We start from the raw sequence: 13,026 nt of genomic DNA on the forward strand, positions 1-13,026 counted from the left end.
TTTCGGGCGGCATGGCTGACGCGTTCCCGTTCCTGCCGTCCGGTGGCGTGACCGGCGCGGAGATCCGTGCCCGCGATTGGTCGAAGACATCGCTCGGGCCTCCGGACGCCTGGCCGACGGCCTTGCGCTCCACCCTGTCGCTGATGCTGTCCTGTCCTACCGCGATGTTCCTCGCCTGGGGCCCGGACCTGCTATGCTTCTACAACGACGCTTACCGGCCGATCCTCGGCTATCGACTGCACACCGCCCTCGGCCGGCCTTTCCGCGAGGTCTGGGCGAGCATCTGGGGCGAGATCGAGCCTCTGGTCGATGCCACGATGGCCGGCGAGAGCCAGAAGCTGACGGACGTCATGCTCGACCTCTCGCGCGAGGGAGAACCCGAGCGGAGCTGGTGGTCCTTCACCTACTCGCCGGTCCTCGACGATGCCGGCGGCATCGGCGGCCTGTTCTGCGTCATCACCGAGACCACGGACCGCGTGCTCGGCGAGGCCGCCTTGCGCGAGAGCGAGGACCACTTCCGGCACACGGTTGAACTCAACCCGCAGGTGCCTTGGACTTGCGACCCGCACGGCAACATCACCTCGTACTCGAACCGCTGGCTCGAACTCACCGGGCAAGCCGCGGGCGAGCCGGACGGGTCGGGCTGGGCCAAGGCGCTGCACCTCGATGACCTGCCAGGGACCATGACCGCTTTCGCGGCCTCGCTGAGCTCCGGCGAGCCGGTGGATGTCGATTACCGCATCCGCGTCGCAGGCGTCGGGGAGTACCGCTGGATGCGCGCCCGTGCCCGGCCGCGCCGGAACGAGGATGGCGACATCGTTCGCTGGTACGGAGTGGTCGAGGACATCCACGACCGCAAGGTCGCGGAGGAGCGGCTGCGCGAGATGAACGCGACGCTCGAACGCCGGGTCGGTGAGGCACTCGCGCAGCGCAAGCTCTGGGCCGACGTGTTCGAGACGACCGACGCCCTGGTTGCGGCACTCGACCCCGATTATCGCGTGGTGGCCTTGAACCGCGCCTTCGCCGACGGTTTTGAGGCTATGTACGGGGCCCGGCCCAAGGTCGGCGACGACCTCCTCGGCCTCCTGGACGGCGTTCCCGAGCAGCAGGAACTGGTTCGCTCAGTCTGGGAGCGGGCGCTCGCCGGCGAGGAGTTCGTGATTGTCGAGGAGTTCGGCAGCCCCGGTCGGTCGCGGTCCTGCTACGAGATCCGGTTCACGACGCTGCGGGACACGCAGGGACGGCGGATTGGTGCCTTCCAGTACGCCGTCGACGCCACCGAACGGGTGCGCGGGCAGGAGCAACTCGCGCGGGCCGAGGAGGCGTTGCGCCATGCTCAGAAGATGGAGGCGGTGGGTCAACTCACAGGTGGCGTCGCGCATGATTTCAACAACCTGCTGACCATCATCCGCTCCTCGGTCGAGTTCCTGCGTCGGCCGACCCTGCCGGAGGAGCGTCGTGCCCGCTACCTGGAGGCGGTGGCCGACACGGTCGACCGCGCCGCCAAGCTGACGAGCCAGCTCCTTGCCTTCGCTCGCCGGCAGGCTCTCAAGCCGGAGGTGTTCGAACTCGGCGAGCGCGTGCGGGCCACCGCCGAGATGCTGAACGCGGTGACCGGCGCGCGCATCCGCATCCTGACGGAGGTGCCCAACGGACCCTGCCACGAGCGGGCGGATACGAGCCAGTTCGAGACCGCGTTGGTGAACCTCGCCGTGAACGCCCGCGACGCCATGGACGGCGAGGGCACGCTGACGCTCCGGCTCACCTGCGGCGAGGGACTGCCTTCCATCCGGGGCCATGCCGGTGCGCCCGGGCCCTTCGCCGTCGTACGGGTCTCGGACGAGGGTGCAGGGATCGCGTCGGAGTTCCTGGCCCGCATCTTCGAGCCGTTCTTCACGACCAAGGAAGTCGGCAAGGGCACCGGGTTGGGCCTGAGCCAGGTCATCGGCTTCGCCAAGCAGTCGGGCGGCGACGTCGACGTGGCGAGCGAGGTGGGACGCGGGACGACCTTCACGCTGTACCTGCCCCATGTCGGCCCACCCGCGGAAAGCGAGGAGGACGGTGACGAGGAAGCCAGCGAGCAGGACGCGGGACGCGCCCTGCCCGTGCTGGTGGTGGAGGACAACCTCGACGTCGGGCGCTTCTGCACGCAACTCCTGGAGGATCTCGGCCACACGACGGTCTGGGCGCACAACGCGGAAGCGGCGCTCGACGAGTTGGGAAGGGTGCCGTCGCGGTTCGACGCCGTGTTCTCGGACGTGGTGATGCCCGGCATCGGGGGTGTCGAGCTCGCGCGGCGGCTGCGGGCCAGCCATCCGGACCTGCCGGTGATCCTGACCACCGGTTACAGCGATGTGCTGGCGCGTGACGACGCGCACGGTTTCGAGCTCGTGCGGAAGCCCTACTCGGCCGAGCAGGTCGCGCGGGCGCTGCGCGGCGTGCTGGCCCGTCAGCGGAAACGGACGCCGGCCTGAGGCCGTGCGTCGGGACGACGAGGGCACGAAGTGGCCTTACGGATGCGACGACATTTCGCGCCGGCAGCCTGCACCATGCCACCGGCTCGCGCTCTTGAGCCTGCGTCCGGAGCTGGTGCAACTCAAAGGGAATGCGGCAGCGCCACGGACATTGGCAAGCCCGTGCCGCGGAAGCTCTTGCGCGCCAGCAGGTTCAGGCCGTCAGGCGTCGGACGTTGGCGGCGACCAGATCCCGGTAGCGGGTGATGACGTCATCGTGGGATCCACCGGTCATCAGGGTGTTGGCGGCCTCCATCGCGGCCACCACCTTCTCACCGACCATCGAGACCATCTCGGCCTGTGCCTCGGCACCGCCCCAGGCAATGCGCACCAGGCGCAGCTCGACGACCTTCTGAGCCTCCAGGGCAAGCAGGAACGCGGCATAGAACGGGTTCGACATGGAGGCTTCCATGAGGGTCGATGCGTGCAATAACGCGAGGAGCGGCATTGTGTTGCCGGCATACGGCTACGAAGTCCCAAACGTGCTCTCGTGATGACTGCGTCCCGATTGCGGTCGCGCATCCTAAGACCACGACAACGCCGACACCGCTGCAAACGGCGCATCGCCCGGCGGGAATGACGTTCGCTTCGAAGGTTTGTGCCTTAGCCGGTCGCCCGATCCCGCTTTTCGAGACCCCTCTGATTGTCGGAATCGCTTTAACCGCAAGTTTGCCACCATACGGTTAAGAGGCCAGGGACGACTTTCTTCGAAAGGTGCGGTAAGGTTTGGCGTGACATAAACCAGGCAAAGACAAGTTTGCCTGGGAGTGTCCGACGATGGTCCTGCCGCCCCGCCTCGCGCGCTGGCTCGGCTCCACCCGCACCTGGATCGCCTTGGGCGTGCTCGCGCCCCTGGGCATGCTCCTGGTCTCCGCGCTGATGCTGCTCGACCTCAGGCGGGACGCCTGGGACAAGGCCGAGCAGACCTCGCAGAACCTGCTGCAGGTCATCGAGCGCGACATCGCCCGCAACGTCGAGCTCATCGACCTCTCCCTTCAGGCGGTGGTCGATAACCTGCGGGTCCCGGGCGTGGACGCGCTGAGCCCGGAGATGCGCCAGCTCGTCCTGTTCGACCGCGCGGCCACCGCCCGGGACATCGGCGTGATGCTCGTCACCGACGAGAACGGCGACAGCGTCATCGACGCGAACGCGGTGCCGGCGCGTAAGGCGAACTACGCCGACCGCGACTACTTCCAGGGCCACAAGGCACTCGCCGACCTCGGCTTGCACATCAGCAAGCCCCTGGTCTCGCGGCTGACCGGTGCCCGCATGATCGTCCTCAGCCGTCGCCTGACCAAGCCGGACGGATCGTTCGGCGGCATCGTGCTCGGCACCCTGCAGCTCGCCTATTTCAGCCGCCTCTTCGACCGGATCGGCCTCGGGCCCGAAGGCGCGATAAACCTCTTCCTGCGCGACGGTACGCGGCTGATGCGCCACCCGTACGATGAGGCCGACATCGGTGTCAGCATCGCGGGCACGGCCATCTTGGAGCGCTTCGTGCGCGAAGTGCGCGGCAGCTTCGTCGCCGCATCCGTTCGCGACGGGGTCGAGCGGCACTACGCCTTCACCCGGGTCGGCGACCTGCCGCTGGTACTCAACGTCGCGCTGGCGACCGCCGACATCGAGGCCGGCTGGCGCGCCAAGGCCGCCGTCATCAGCGCGGTGGTCCTGGTCCTCTGCGGCCTGACCGCTTGCCTGTCGCTCCTGTTCGGGCGGGAGCTCCGCCGCCGCGCCGAAATGCAGGCCGAGCTCGCGCGGCTGTCGCTCACGGACGCCCTGACCGGGCTGCCTAACCGGCGGCGGTTCGAAGGGACGTTCGAGCACGCCTGGAAGAGCGCCAACCGCACGGGCAAGCCGTTGTCCGTCCTCGTCGTCGATGCCGACCACTTCAAGCGCTATAACGACCGCCACGGCCATGCCGTGGGCGACGCGGTGCTGAAGGGGCTGGCGCGCTGCCTGTCGGCGAGCGTTCACCGGCCGGACGACCTCGTCGCGCGGGTCGGCGGCGAGGAGTTCGTGGTGCTCCTGCCCGACACCGACGAGGCCGGAGCCTTGCGCATCGCGGACAAGGTGCACGAGACCGTTGCGGGCCTGTCGGTCGAGGCCGCCCGCATCGAGGCCGGCACGGTGACGGTCAGCATCGGCCTCGCGACGGAGACGGGCAGGGCGTTCGAGCGCGCCGGGGCGCAGTACGAGGCCGCGGACGCGGCGCTCTACCGGGCGAAGGCCGCGGGCCGGAACAGGACCTGCGTCGCCGGTCGCGCCTGCGCGCCCCACCCCCTCGGCGAGGCGGCTTGACACCGGGACGCGGCCCCAACAATCCCGTAATCGCATGCGAGGGCAGGCCGGACGGAAGCCTTCGCCTCCGCCCACCGCCGTCCCCGAACCGCCACTATGACACGCTACCTCGTCGCGCGCGCCAACATGCTGGTCTTCGGCGTGCTCGTGGCCATCCTCGCCCTGGTCGGCGGAGTGACCTGGGAGCGCCTGAACGCTTCGCGCGATGCCCGGGAGTGGTCGCAGCATAGCTACCGGGTGCTCGCCGTCGCCAAGGACCTCGCCATCGCGCTCAGGGACGCCGAACGCGGTCAGCGGGGATACCTGCTCACCGGGCGCGACGATTACCTCGGCCCCTACAACGCCGCGCGCGACCGCCTCGGACTGCTCCAGGGCGAGCTCCAGAAGCTTACCGCCGACAACCCTGCCCAGCAGGAGCGCGTGCGCGCGCTCGCGCCGGCCGTCCAGCACAAGCTGGAAGAGCTCGCCCAGACGGTGCAGGCGCGCCGCGACGGCGGGTTCGGGACGGCGCTGCGCATCGTCAACACCGACGAGGGCCGCGGCCACATGCGCGAGGCGGAGGGCATCCTGTCAGGCGTGCTCGCCGACGAGCAGCGGCTTCTCGACGAACGTCTCGCCCAGAACGAGAGCCGGGCGGCATGGGTGCGCTCGTTGGTGATCGCCGGGGCGGCGTTCGCGGCCCTGATCCTGCTCTGGGCGGCGAGGCTCCTGAACCAGGCGTGGTCGCGTTCCCAACGGATCGAGGCGGAGCAGCGCGACCTAGCCTTGCGCCTGCGCACCACCATCGACAGCCTGAGCCAGGGCGTCGCGGTGTTCGGGCCCGACCGCAAGCTCAGGAACTCGAACGAGTGCTTCCAGGTCCTGCTCGACCTGCCCAAGGCCATGGTCCGCCCCGGCACCGCCTACGGCGCCTTCGCCGAGCACACGGCCGAGCCGGGCCGTCCCGCCCTGGAGACCGAGGACCAGGTCTGTCACGGCAGCCGGAATCCCCGCGAGGCGGTCACCTACGAGCGCGAGAACGCGGACGGGCACTACCTGGAGATCCGCCGTACCCCGATGCCGGATGGCGGCTTCGTGCTCACAATCTCGGACATGACCAAGCGTGCCCAGGCCGAGGGCGTGCTGCGCGAGGCCCAGAAGATGCAGGCCATCGGTCAGCTGACCGGCGGCATCGCGCATGATTTCAACAACCTGCTGCAGGTCATCCTCGGGAACCTGGAATTCGTCCGTGCCAAGCTCGACGGCGACGCCAAGCTGCAGCAGCGCATCGAGCGGGCTTCCTGGGCGGCCCAGCGCGGGGCGACGCTCACCGGCCAACTCCTCGCATTCGCGCGCAAGCAGCCGCTGGCGCCCGCGGCCATCGACCTCGCCGCGACCATGCCGGACCTGGTACCCCTTCTCCGGCGCACGCTCGGCGAGCACATCGAGGTGCGCTACGTCGAGACCGCGGGCCTGTGGCCGGCGATGGCCGACCCGGCGCAGCTTGAGAGCGCGGTCCTGAACCTCGCCCTGAACGCGCGCGATGCCATGCCGGGCGGCGGGCGCCTCACCATCGAGCTCGGAAACGTGGTGCTGGACGCGGCGTATGCCCGGGACCATGCCGAGGTGACGCCCGGGGACTACACGATGGTCGCGGTGTCGGACACCGGGCACGGCATGACGCCCGAGGTGGTCAAGCGCGTGTTCGAGCCGTTCTTCACGACCAAGCCGGACGGCAAGGGCACCGGGCTCGGCCTCGCGATGGTGTTCGGCTTCGTGAAGCAGTCGGGCGGACACGTGAAGGTCTACTCGGAGCCTGGCGAGGGCACGGCGGTGAAGCTCTACCTGCCTCGCGCCGTCGGGACCGCGTCCGCCGTGCAACGCACCGCCGCACCCGTCGACCTGCCGCGCGGTTCGGGGACGGTGCTGGTGGTGGAGGACGAGGCGACGGTGCGCGAGATCGCCTGCGCGATCCTCGCCGACCTCGGGTACCGGGTGCTGGAGGCCGCGGACGGCGAGGAGGCGTTGCGGGTATTCGGTACCAACGCCGCGTCCGTCGACTTGCTGCTGACCGACGTGGTGCTGCCCGGCAAGGTACGGGGCCGCGAGGTGGCCGAGCGCGTGCGATCCGTGCGGCCGGACGTGCGGGTGTTGTTCATGTCCGGCTACACCGAGAACAGCATCGTCCACCACGGACGCCTCGACGACGGGGTGCACCTCATCGGCAAGCCGTTCAAGCGGGAGCAGCTCGCCCGTAAGGTCGCCGAGGTGCTCGGCACGGCAGCCGGTCCCGCCGCCGAGGGCGGCAATGTCGTCCCGCTGCGACCCTGGCGCGACGCCTGAGACGCCCTGCAGGTTCACTCATGTTCGTGCGTCCGGCGCGACGAGAGGTTAAGCCCCCGGGAAACGGTGATACGCAAAGGGGCCGACGTGCCGCGCTACTTCTTCAACGTGTTCGACGGGCGCAGTTCGCCTGACGACGTCGGCTCGGTGCTCGGCGGGCCGGACGACGCGCGACGCGAGGGCATCAGGCTTGCCGGTGCGATCATCGACGAACACGCGCCCGTCATTGCGCTCGGCTCCAGCTGGCACCTGGAAGTGAGAGACGAGGGCGGGGCGTTGGTGACGCGCCTCGACCTCATCGTCGACGCGCCAGCGAAAGCGGCTTAGGCCAAGGCTTGGAAGTCGCGGTGCGACTAGGCGCCGGAGCTCGGAAGCGGCATTCGCACGGAGACCCGAAGCCCGTCCGGCGCGAAGGCGACGTCCACCTCGGCGCCGGTCTGGGTAGCCAGTACCTTATTGAGAAGGCGGTGGCCGAAGCCCTCGCGGGTGGGATGCGCGGCGGGGGGGCCGTCGTGCTCGGCCCAGTCCCAGCGCAGCGCTCGGCCGGCACGTCCGTCTTCGATCCACCAGGTGACCTGCACCCGGCCGTTCGGGTCGGCGAGCGACCCGTGCTTCAGGGCGTTCGTGGTCAACTCGTGCAGGGCCATGCCGACCGGCACGGCGAGCTCCGACGGCATCACGATCTTCGGTCCGTCCAGGGTCAGACGCCCCCTTTCGTCGTAGGGGTTGAGCTCGGCCCGCAGCAGACCCTCGAACGAGGCGGCCTGGGCGAGGTCCTCGGTGATCAGCGCGTGCGTTCGCGCCAGCGAGCCGATCCGGCCCGTGAACGCCTGGGTGAACTCGTTGACAGTCAGCGAGGAACGCGCCGTTGCATTCACCACGGCCTGGACGGTGGCCAGCGTGTTCTTCACCCGATGGTGCAACTCGCGCACCATCAGCGCCTGGCGGTCCTCGCCATGGCGCCGCTCGGTGACGTCCCGCTGAACCGAGACCCAGTGCGAGATACGGCCGTCCCGTTCGCGAACCGGGGTGATCAACCACTCCACGACGTATGGGGAACCGTCCTTGCGATAGTTCACCGCCTCGCCCTGGAAAGAGCTCCCCTCGATCAGGGCCGCCCGCATGCGGTCGAGGACCGCGCGTTCGGTCCCAGAGCCCTGCAAGATGCGCGGTGACAGGCCGAGGACTTCCTCGGCTTCGTACCCGGTCATGCGCGTGAAGGCGGGATTCACGTACTCGATGCATGGTCCCGGTTCGTCAAGGTCCGCAGAGGTAATGACGATGGCCTCGCCCGAGGCTTCGACGGCGGCCTGCAGAAGCCGGGGATCCGGCTTCCTCCTCGCGGTGTCCTGGCCTCCCAACGCCCCCTCCCAACCCGGCCCCGACCTAAGAGGCTGCCGGGTTAACTTTGTCTTGCCTTCCAGGTTGCCGCCCTGCGTCGTCGTCGCATCCAGCGATCCGGGGGACCAGCGAGCGTGAGCGCCAACTGGGCTAGGGGAGACAGCACATGGAACCGGCGCCACCGCCTCAGAAGAGGGCGACCAAGGCCACTCCTGCCACCATCAGAACGCCACCCAGGACACGCCAGATGCTGGCGTGGTGCACCTCGAAGCCGAACAAGCCGTAGTGGTCGAGCGCGATGGAGGCGAGGACGCCAACCGTCACCAGGGTGCCCAGGAACGGGGCCGCGCCGAGCTTCGGGGCGATGAAGAGCTGGGACAGCGTCATCACGGCCCCGAGCACGCCACCGCACCAGGCCCACCACGGGACCTGTGCCGCCTGCTCGTGGCTCGGCAAGCTCAACCGGCCGGTGACCAGGCCTGCGACCAACAAGGCGGACCCGCTGACGACGACAACGACGAGGCCGGCGAAGAACGGCTGCGTGGAGGACTTCGCCAAGGTCGAGTTCGGGCCGGGCTGGATCGCGTTCGCGAGCCCGGCGAGCATGGCGAAGCCGTACAGATACCACATGCGGGAGCCTCGGAGAGGGAAGGGCAACCCTACTTGGGTCATCCCGGTGGGTACGTCGTCCGGATCAGGATGCCGCAGGCGCTCGTGCAAACACTTCCACATGCCAGCGGTTGTCGCCGGCGTTCTTCGGGCCGGAGGCGGCTGAGGGACAATCGAAGGCGGAGGCGTCACGATGGTCGTGCACGATCAGGGTTGCCCTTACATGCGGCAGCTGCACGAGATGCTAACCGACGGACCCTTGTCGGTTACCCCGGCCTTGGCGGACGCACTGCTGGACCGGCTGATTGCCTTCGAGGCGGAAGCGAAGGGCGCGGGGGCCCCGGCCAATACCCTCAACGCTATCTCGAACGCCCGCTTCACCGCAGGGGTCGCCACGCTGCGCCCTTGGTTCCCGATGCCGCGCGGACACTGAAGGGAGATTGACCTCGTGAGTTCAGCACAACCGGTATTCCGCTTCCTGGTGGCCGAAAGCGAGACCCCGGAGGCGCGCAAGGCGAGACGCGACAGCGTAGGCCATTCGTCGGGTGAGACCTACCTCGACATCCTGCGCAGGCTCGCGCCAGGCGCCACCTGCGACCGCATCCAGCCGGCCGACGCCGACGCGGCGCTGCCGCCCGGAGCCAGCCTGACCGAGTACGACGCGGTGTTCCTCACCGGCTCGCCGCTGCATCTCTACGAGGAGACGCCCGAGACACGGCGCACGGTCGACTTCATGCGGGCGGTGTTCGCCGCCGGCACCCCGGCCTTCGGCTCCTGCGCCGGGCTGCAGGTCGCGACGGTCGCCGCCGGCGGCAGCGTACGCCCGAACGCGCGCAGCCCGGAGGCCGGGTTCGCTCGGCGGATCACCCCGACCGAGGCGGGACGTACGCATCCGCTCCTGGCAGGCCGGCCCGCTTCCTACGACGCGCCGGCCATCCACACCGACGAGGTGGAGGCGTTGCCGCCCGGGGCGACGCTGCTGGCCGGCAACCGGGTCACGGCCGTGCAAGCCGCCGAGATCCGCTTCGAGGGCGGCGTGTTCTGGGGTGTGCAGTACCATCCCGAGATCGGCCTCGACGAGGTGGCTGGGGCCCTGCGCCGACAGGCGGAGAGCCTAGTGGAGGCGGGCCTCGCCCGAGGCGATGAGGACGTCGAGGCATTCGCCACGCAAATCGATGCCCTGCACCGTGAGCCCGGGCGGCGGGACCTTGCTTGGCGGCTCGGCCTGGACGAGCAGGTCACGGACGAGCGGCTGAGGCTTGCCGAATTGCGTAACTTCATCGAGGCGCTTGCCCGGTTCAGAAGGGAAGTGCTCGTGGTTGTGGGTAAGTGACCCTGCCCGAACACGGCGTGGAACGAGGCCGCACTGACGTCGTTGCCTGGAGCCGCGGCACCCCGTGCGGATTCCGTGTGCACCTTCGTGACTTGCGTGCCGAGTTCCCATGCAACTACCCCGAGACGATACCAATCACCCGAGGGCCGAGGCTTTCCGCGCCTTCATCCGCGATGCCGGCTTTCCCTGCGTCGGCGCCAAATCGGCCTTGTCCAAGGGCCAGATGCGTGTCCTGGTCGCCCGCGACATCACCTCGGCGTGGGACGACATGCGCATCTACCCCGCGCTGATCGCCTTCGCCGCGCGCTACCGGCAGCGACCTGACCTGTTCCAGAGCTTCGCCGTCATCTTCGAGGGTCCGGGCGACCTCGACGAGGAGGGCTTCGAACGGCACCTCTGGGATCGTGTGCAGTCGCTCGCCGACAAGGACGCCTGGCTCGGCCATCCCTGGGATGACCGCGTGGCGCGGGAGCCTGACAACCCGCACTTCTCGCTGAGCTTCGCCGGCGAGGCGTTCTTCGTCGTCGGCCTGCACCCGAACGCCAGCCGGCCGGCGCGTCGGTTCTCCTCGCCGGTGCTGGTGTTCAACCTGCATGCGCAGTTTGAGCATCTCCGAGAGGCGGGCCGGTATGAGAAGCTGCGCTCTTCCATCCTGCAGCGGGACGAGGCGCTCGCCGGTTCGGTCAACCCGATGCTGGCACGGCACGGCGAGACGTCGGAGGCGCGCCAATACAGCGGCCGGGTCGTCGGCGAGGAATGGCGCTGCCCCTTCCGCCCACGTGGCACGAATGCGGGAGGCGCCGATGTGCGTTGACGCCGCCACCCACGAGATCGCGCCGCGCTCGGGCGTGGCCTTCACCCTCGACAAGGGCGACCGCCTGACCGTCATCGATCCGCACGGCGAGCAGGTGGCGGATCTCCTGGCCTTCAACCGCCACGACCTCGAAGAGGTGATCTCGTCCGGCCGCACCCTCGACTACGCGAGCCGGATCTACCTGACGACCGGCGATCCGCTCTACTCGAACCGCTCGAACGTGCTGCTGCGCATCGTCGAGGACACGGTGGGCCGCCACGACTTCCTGCTGACGCCGTGCTCGGCCGATACCTTCCGCATCATCTACGGGGACGCGGACCCGCACCGCGGCTGTTTCGGCAACCTCGCGGCGGCGCTCGCTCCATACGGCGTCGCGCCCGACCGCATCCCGGTGGCGTTCAACTGCTTCATGAACGTGCCCGTCGACGGCAGGACGGGCGTCATCACGGTCGAGCCGCCGCTCAGCCGGGCCGGCGACCGCATCACCTTCGAGGCCGAGGCCGACCTCGTCATCGGCCTCACCGCCTGCTCGGCGCTCCAGTCGAACAACGGCAGCTTCAAGCCGATCCACTACCGCATCGAGCGGTGCCGCCAAGGCGGGCGCGACGGCGGCGACCTTGGCGAAAGCGACGCCGGTCGCAACGCTTCCGCGTCTGGCGCGTAGCCATGCCGTGCCCCGAACCGGGGACTTGGCACGGAGCAGATTGAACATGGCGCACAAGCCGCTGCGCGAGCAGGTCATCGTCGTCACCGGCGCGTCGAGCGGCATCGGCTTGGCGACCGCCCGCATGGCCACCGAGCGCGGCGCCCGCGTGGTGCTAGCCGCCCGCAGCAGGGACGTGCTCGTCCGGATCGCCGCCGAGCTCGGACCGAAGGCCGCCTACGTCGTGGCCGATGTCGGCCGGCGCGAGGACGTCCAGGCCATCGCCGAGAAGGCGGTGGCGACGTTCGGTGGATTCGACACCTGGGTCAACGTCGCCGGCCTGACCGTCTACGGCCCCTTGCGCGAGATCGCCTACGAGGACCATCAGCGCCTGATCCAGACCAACCTGTGGGGCACGGTGAACGGCTCGCTCGTCGCCGTGGAGCACCTCCGCCGACGAGGCGGCGCGCTGATCAACGTCGGCAGCATCGCCTCCGACCTCGCCTTCCCGTTCCAGGGCCTCTACGCGGCCTCCAAGCACGCGGTGAAGGGCTTCACCGACACCTTGCGCATGGAGATGATCGCAGACAGGGCGCCGGTCTCGGTCACCCTCGTGAAGCCCGCCTCCATCGACACGCCGCTGCCGAATAGGGCGCGCAACTACATGGACCGCCAGCCCACCCTGCCGCCGCCGATCTACCCGCCCGAGGAGGTCGCCAACGCCATCCTGCACGCCGCCGTGCATCCGCAGCGGGACATCTTCGTGGGTGGCGGCGGCAAGCTGTTCGTGATGGGCAAGGAGTTCGCGCCTGGCGCCTACGACGAGCTCGCCCCGGCCATCATCGCCCTTCAGAAGCGGGCCGAGGAACCAAGGGACCCCCAGGGCGCCCTTCATGCGCCACGGCATGCCGGAGCAGTCCGCGGCGACCCGCCAGTCTACGTCATGCGCACCAGCGCCTACACCCGGGCGACTCTGCATCCCCTCGCGACGGCCAGCGTGCTCGCCGCCGGCTTGGCCGCCACGGCCGCCGTGATCCTCGGCACGCGGTCAAGACCGCGCCGCCGCTGACCTCCAACGCCTCGCCGCGCCCGGAACCTGGTCGCGGCCGACCTTCTTTCCCACCCGATACCCGACGACCGGAGATGACCGTCC

Annotated in this window: 12 protein-coding genes; 9 read left to right on the forward strand and 3 right to left on the reverse strand. The window is 69.3% G+C overall.

From position 1 onward, the window contains the following. The first annotated feature begins 11 nt into the window (after nt 1-11). Nucleotides 12-2,474 (forward strand): PAS domain-containing protein, encoded by a 2,463-nt coding sequence (locus tag DA075_RS18185; protein ID WP_099954410.1) that lies wholly within the window; start codon nt 12-14, stop codon nt 2,472-2,474. Nucleotides 2,475-2,667: 193 nt separating this feature from the next. On the opposite strand, the gene DA075_RS18190 is transcribed toward DA075_RS18185, so the two are convergent. After that, nucleotides 2,668-2,913, reverse strand: a complete 246-nt coding sequence (locus tag DA075_RS18190) for a hypothetical protein (RefSeq protein WP_099954411.1) — start codon at nt 2,911-2,913, stop codon at nt 2,668-2,670. A 377-nt stretch (nt 2,914-3,290) separates the two neighbouring features. Here DA075_RS18190 and DA075_RS18195 point away from each other — a divergent pair, with 377 nt between their 5' ends. The 3 genes from DA075_RS18195 (at nt 3,291) to DA075_RS18205 (ending at nt 7,460) form a co-directional block, all read left to right on the forward strand. Beyond that, nucleotides 3,291-4,811 carry a sensor domain-containing diguanylate cyclase gene (locus DA075_RS18195; protein ID WP_099954412.1) on the forward strand — a complete coding sequence of 507 codons (1,521 nt, stop codon included), beginning with the start codon at nt 3,291-3,293 and terminating at the stop codon, nt 4,809-4,811. A 96-nt stretch (nt 4,812-4,907) separates the two neighbouring features. Further along, nucleotides 4,908-7,133 (forward strand): CHASE3 domain-containing protein, encoded by a 2,226-nt coding sequence (locus DA075_RS18200; RefSeq protein ID WP_099954413.1) that lies wholly within the window; start codon nt 4,908-4,910, stop codon nt 7,131-7,133. Nucleotides 7,134-7,220: 87 nt separating this feature from the next. After that, a complete protein-coding gene (locus DA075_RS18205) occupies nt 7,221-7,460 on the forward strand; it encodes a DUF6894 family protein (protein WP_123834338.1) in 240 nt (79 codons plus the stop codon). 26 nt (nt 7,461-7,486) lie between these two features. Here DA075_RS18205 and DA075_RS18210 read toward each other — a convergent pair whose 3' ends face one another. Further along, the gene (locus DA075_RS18210) at nt 7,487-8,494 is read right to left on the reverse strand and encodes an HWE histidine kinase domain-containing protein (RefSeq protein ID WP_099954415.1); all 1,008 of its coding nucleotides are present in this window, start codon (nt 8,492-8,494) and stop codon (nt 7,487-7,489) included. A gap of 166 nt (nt 8,495-8,660) precedes the next feature. Beyond that, on the reverse strand, nt 8,661-9,104 hold the full coding sequence (locus tag DA075_RS18215) for a DMT family transporter (protein ID WP_099954416.1): 444 nt from the start codon (nt 9,102-9,104) through the stop codon (nt 8,661-8,663). Nucleotides 9,105-9,276: 172 nt separating this feature from the next. Here DA075_RS18215 and DA075_RS18220 point away from each other — a divergent pair, with 172 nt between their 5' ends. The 5 genes from DA075_RS18220 (at nt 9,277) to DA075_RS18240 (ending at nt 12,942) form a co-directional block, all read left to right on the forward strand. Then, nucleotides 9,277-9,516 (forward strand): hypothetical protein, encoded by a 240-nt coding sequence (locus DA075_RS18220; protein ID WP_099954417.1) that lies wholly within the window; start codon nt 9,277-9,279, stop codon nt 9,514-9,516. 15 nt (nt 9,517-9,531) lie between these two features. After that, the gene (locus DA075_RS18225) at nt 9,532-10,416 is read left to right on the forward strand and encodes a type 1 glutamine amidotransferase (protein WP_099954418.1); all 885 of its coding nucleotides are present in this window, start codon (nt 9,532-9,534) and stop codon (nt 10,414-10,416) included. Between the two features lie 109 nt (nt 10,417-10,525). Further along, on the forward strand, nt 10,526-11,230 hold the full coding sequence (gntA, locus tag DA075_RS18230; RefSeq protein ID WP_099954419.1) for a guanitoxin biosynthesis heme-dependent pre-guanitoxin N-hydroxylase GntA: 705 nt from the start codon (nt 10,526-10,528) through the stop codon (nt 11,228-11,230). After that, nucleotides 11,220-11,894: a DUF1989 domain-containing protein gene (locus DA075_RS18235; RefSeq protein ID WP_236012602.1), complete on the forward strand. Its 675-nt coding sequence runs from the start codon at nt 11,220-11,222 to the stop codon at nt 11,892-11,894. The genes gntA and DA075_RS18235 overlap by 11 nt, the downstream gene beginning before the upstream one ends. A 46-nt stretch (nt 11,895-11,940) precedes the next feature. Further along, complete coding sequence (locus tag DA075_RS18240; RefSeq protein ID WP_099954420.1) at nt 11,941-12,942, forward strand: SDR family oxidoreductase; 1,002 nt, start codon at nt 11,941-11,943, stop codon at nt 12,940-12,942. Nucleotides 12,943-13,026: the final 84 nt, after the last annotated feature.

Source organism: Methylobacterium currus, from assembly GCF_003058325.1.
GTDB classification, from domain to species: Bacteria; Pseudomonadota; Alphaproteobacteria; order Rhizobiales; family Beijerinckiaceae; genus Methylobacterium; species Methylobacterium currus.

Coding starts and splice junctions, on each gene's coding strand:
- DA075_RS18185 (WP_099954410.1), top strand. CDS start 12: ATGGCTGACGCGTTCCCGTTCCTGCCGTCCGGTGGCGTGACCGGCGCG.
- DA075_RS18190 (WP_099954411.1), bottom strand. CDS start 2,913: ATGTCGAACCCGTTCTATGCCGCGTTCCTGCTTGCCCTGGAGGCTCAG.
- DA075_RS18195 (WP_099954412.1), top strand. CDS start 3,291: ATGGTCCTGCCGCCCCGCCTCGCGCGCTGGCTCGGCTCCACCCGCACC.
- DA075_RS18200 (WP_099954413.1), top strand. CDS start 4,908: ATGACACGCTACCTCGTCGCGCGCGCCAACATGCTGGTCTTCGGCGTG.
- DA075_RS18215 (WP_099954416.1), bottom strand. CDS start 9,104: ATGTGGTATCTGTACGGCTTCGCCATGCTCGCCGGGCTCGCGAACGCG.
- DA075_RS18220 (WP_099954417.1), top strand. CDS start 9,277: ATGGTCGTGCACGATCAGGGTTGCCCTTACATGCGGCAGCTGCACGAG.
- gntA (WP_099954419.1), top strand. CDS start 10,526: ATGCAACTACCCCGAGACGATACCAATCACCCGAGGGCCGAGGCTTTC.
- DA075_RS18235 (WP_236012602.1), top strand. CDS start 11,220: ATGTGCGTTGACGCCGCCACCCACGAGATCGCGCCGCGCTCGGGCGTG.
- DA075_RS18240 (WP_099954420.1), top strand. CDS start 11,941: ATGGCGCACAAGCCGCTGCGCGAGCAGGTCATCGTCGTCACCGGCGCG.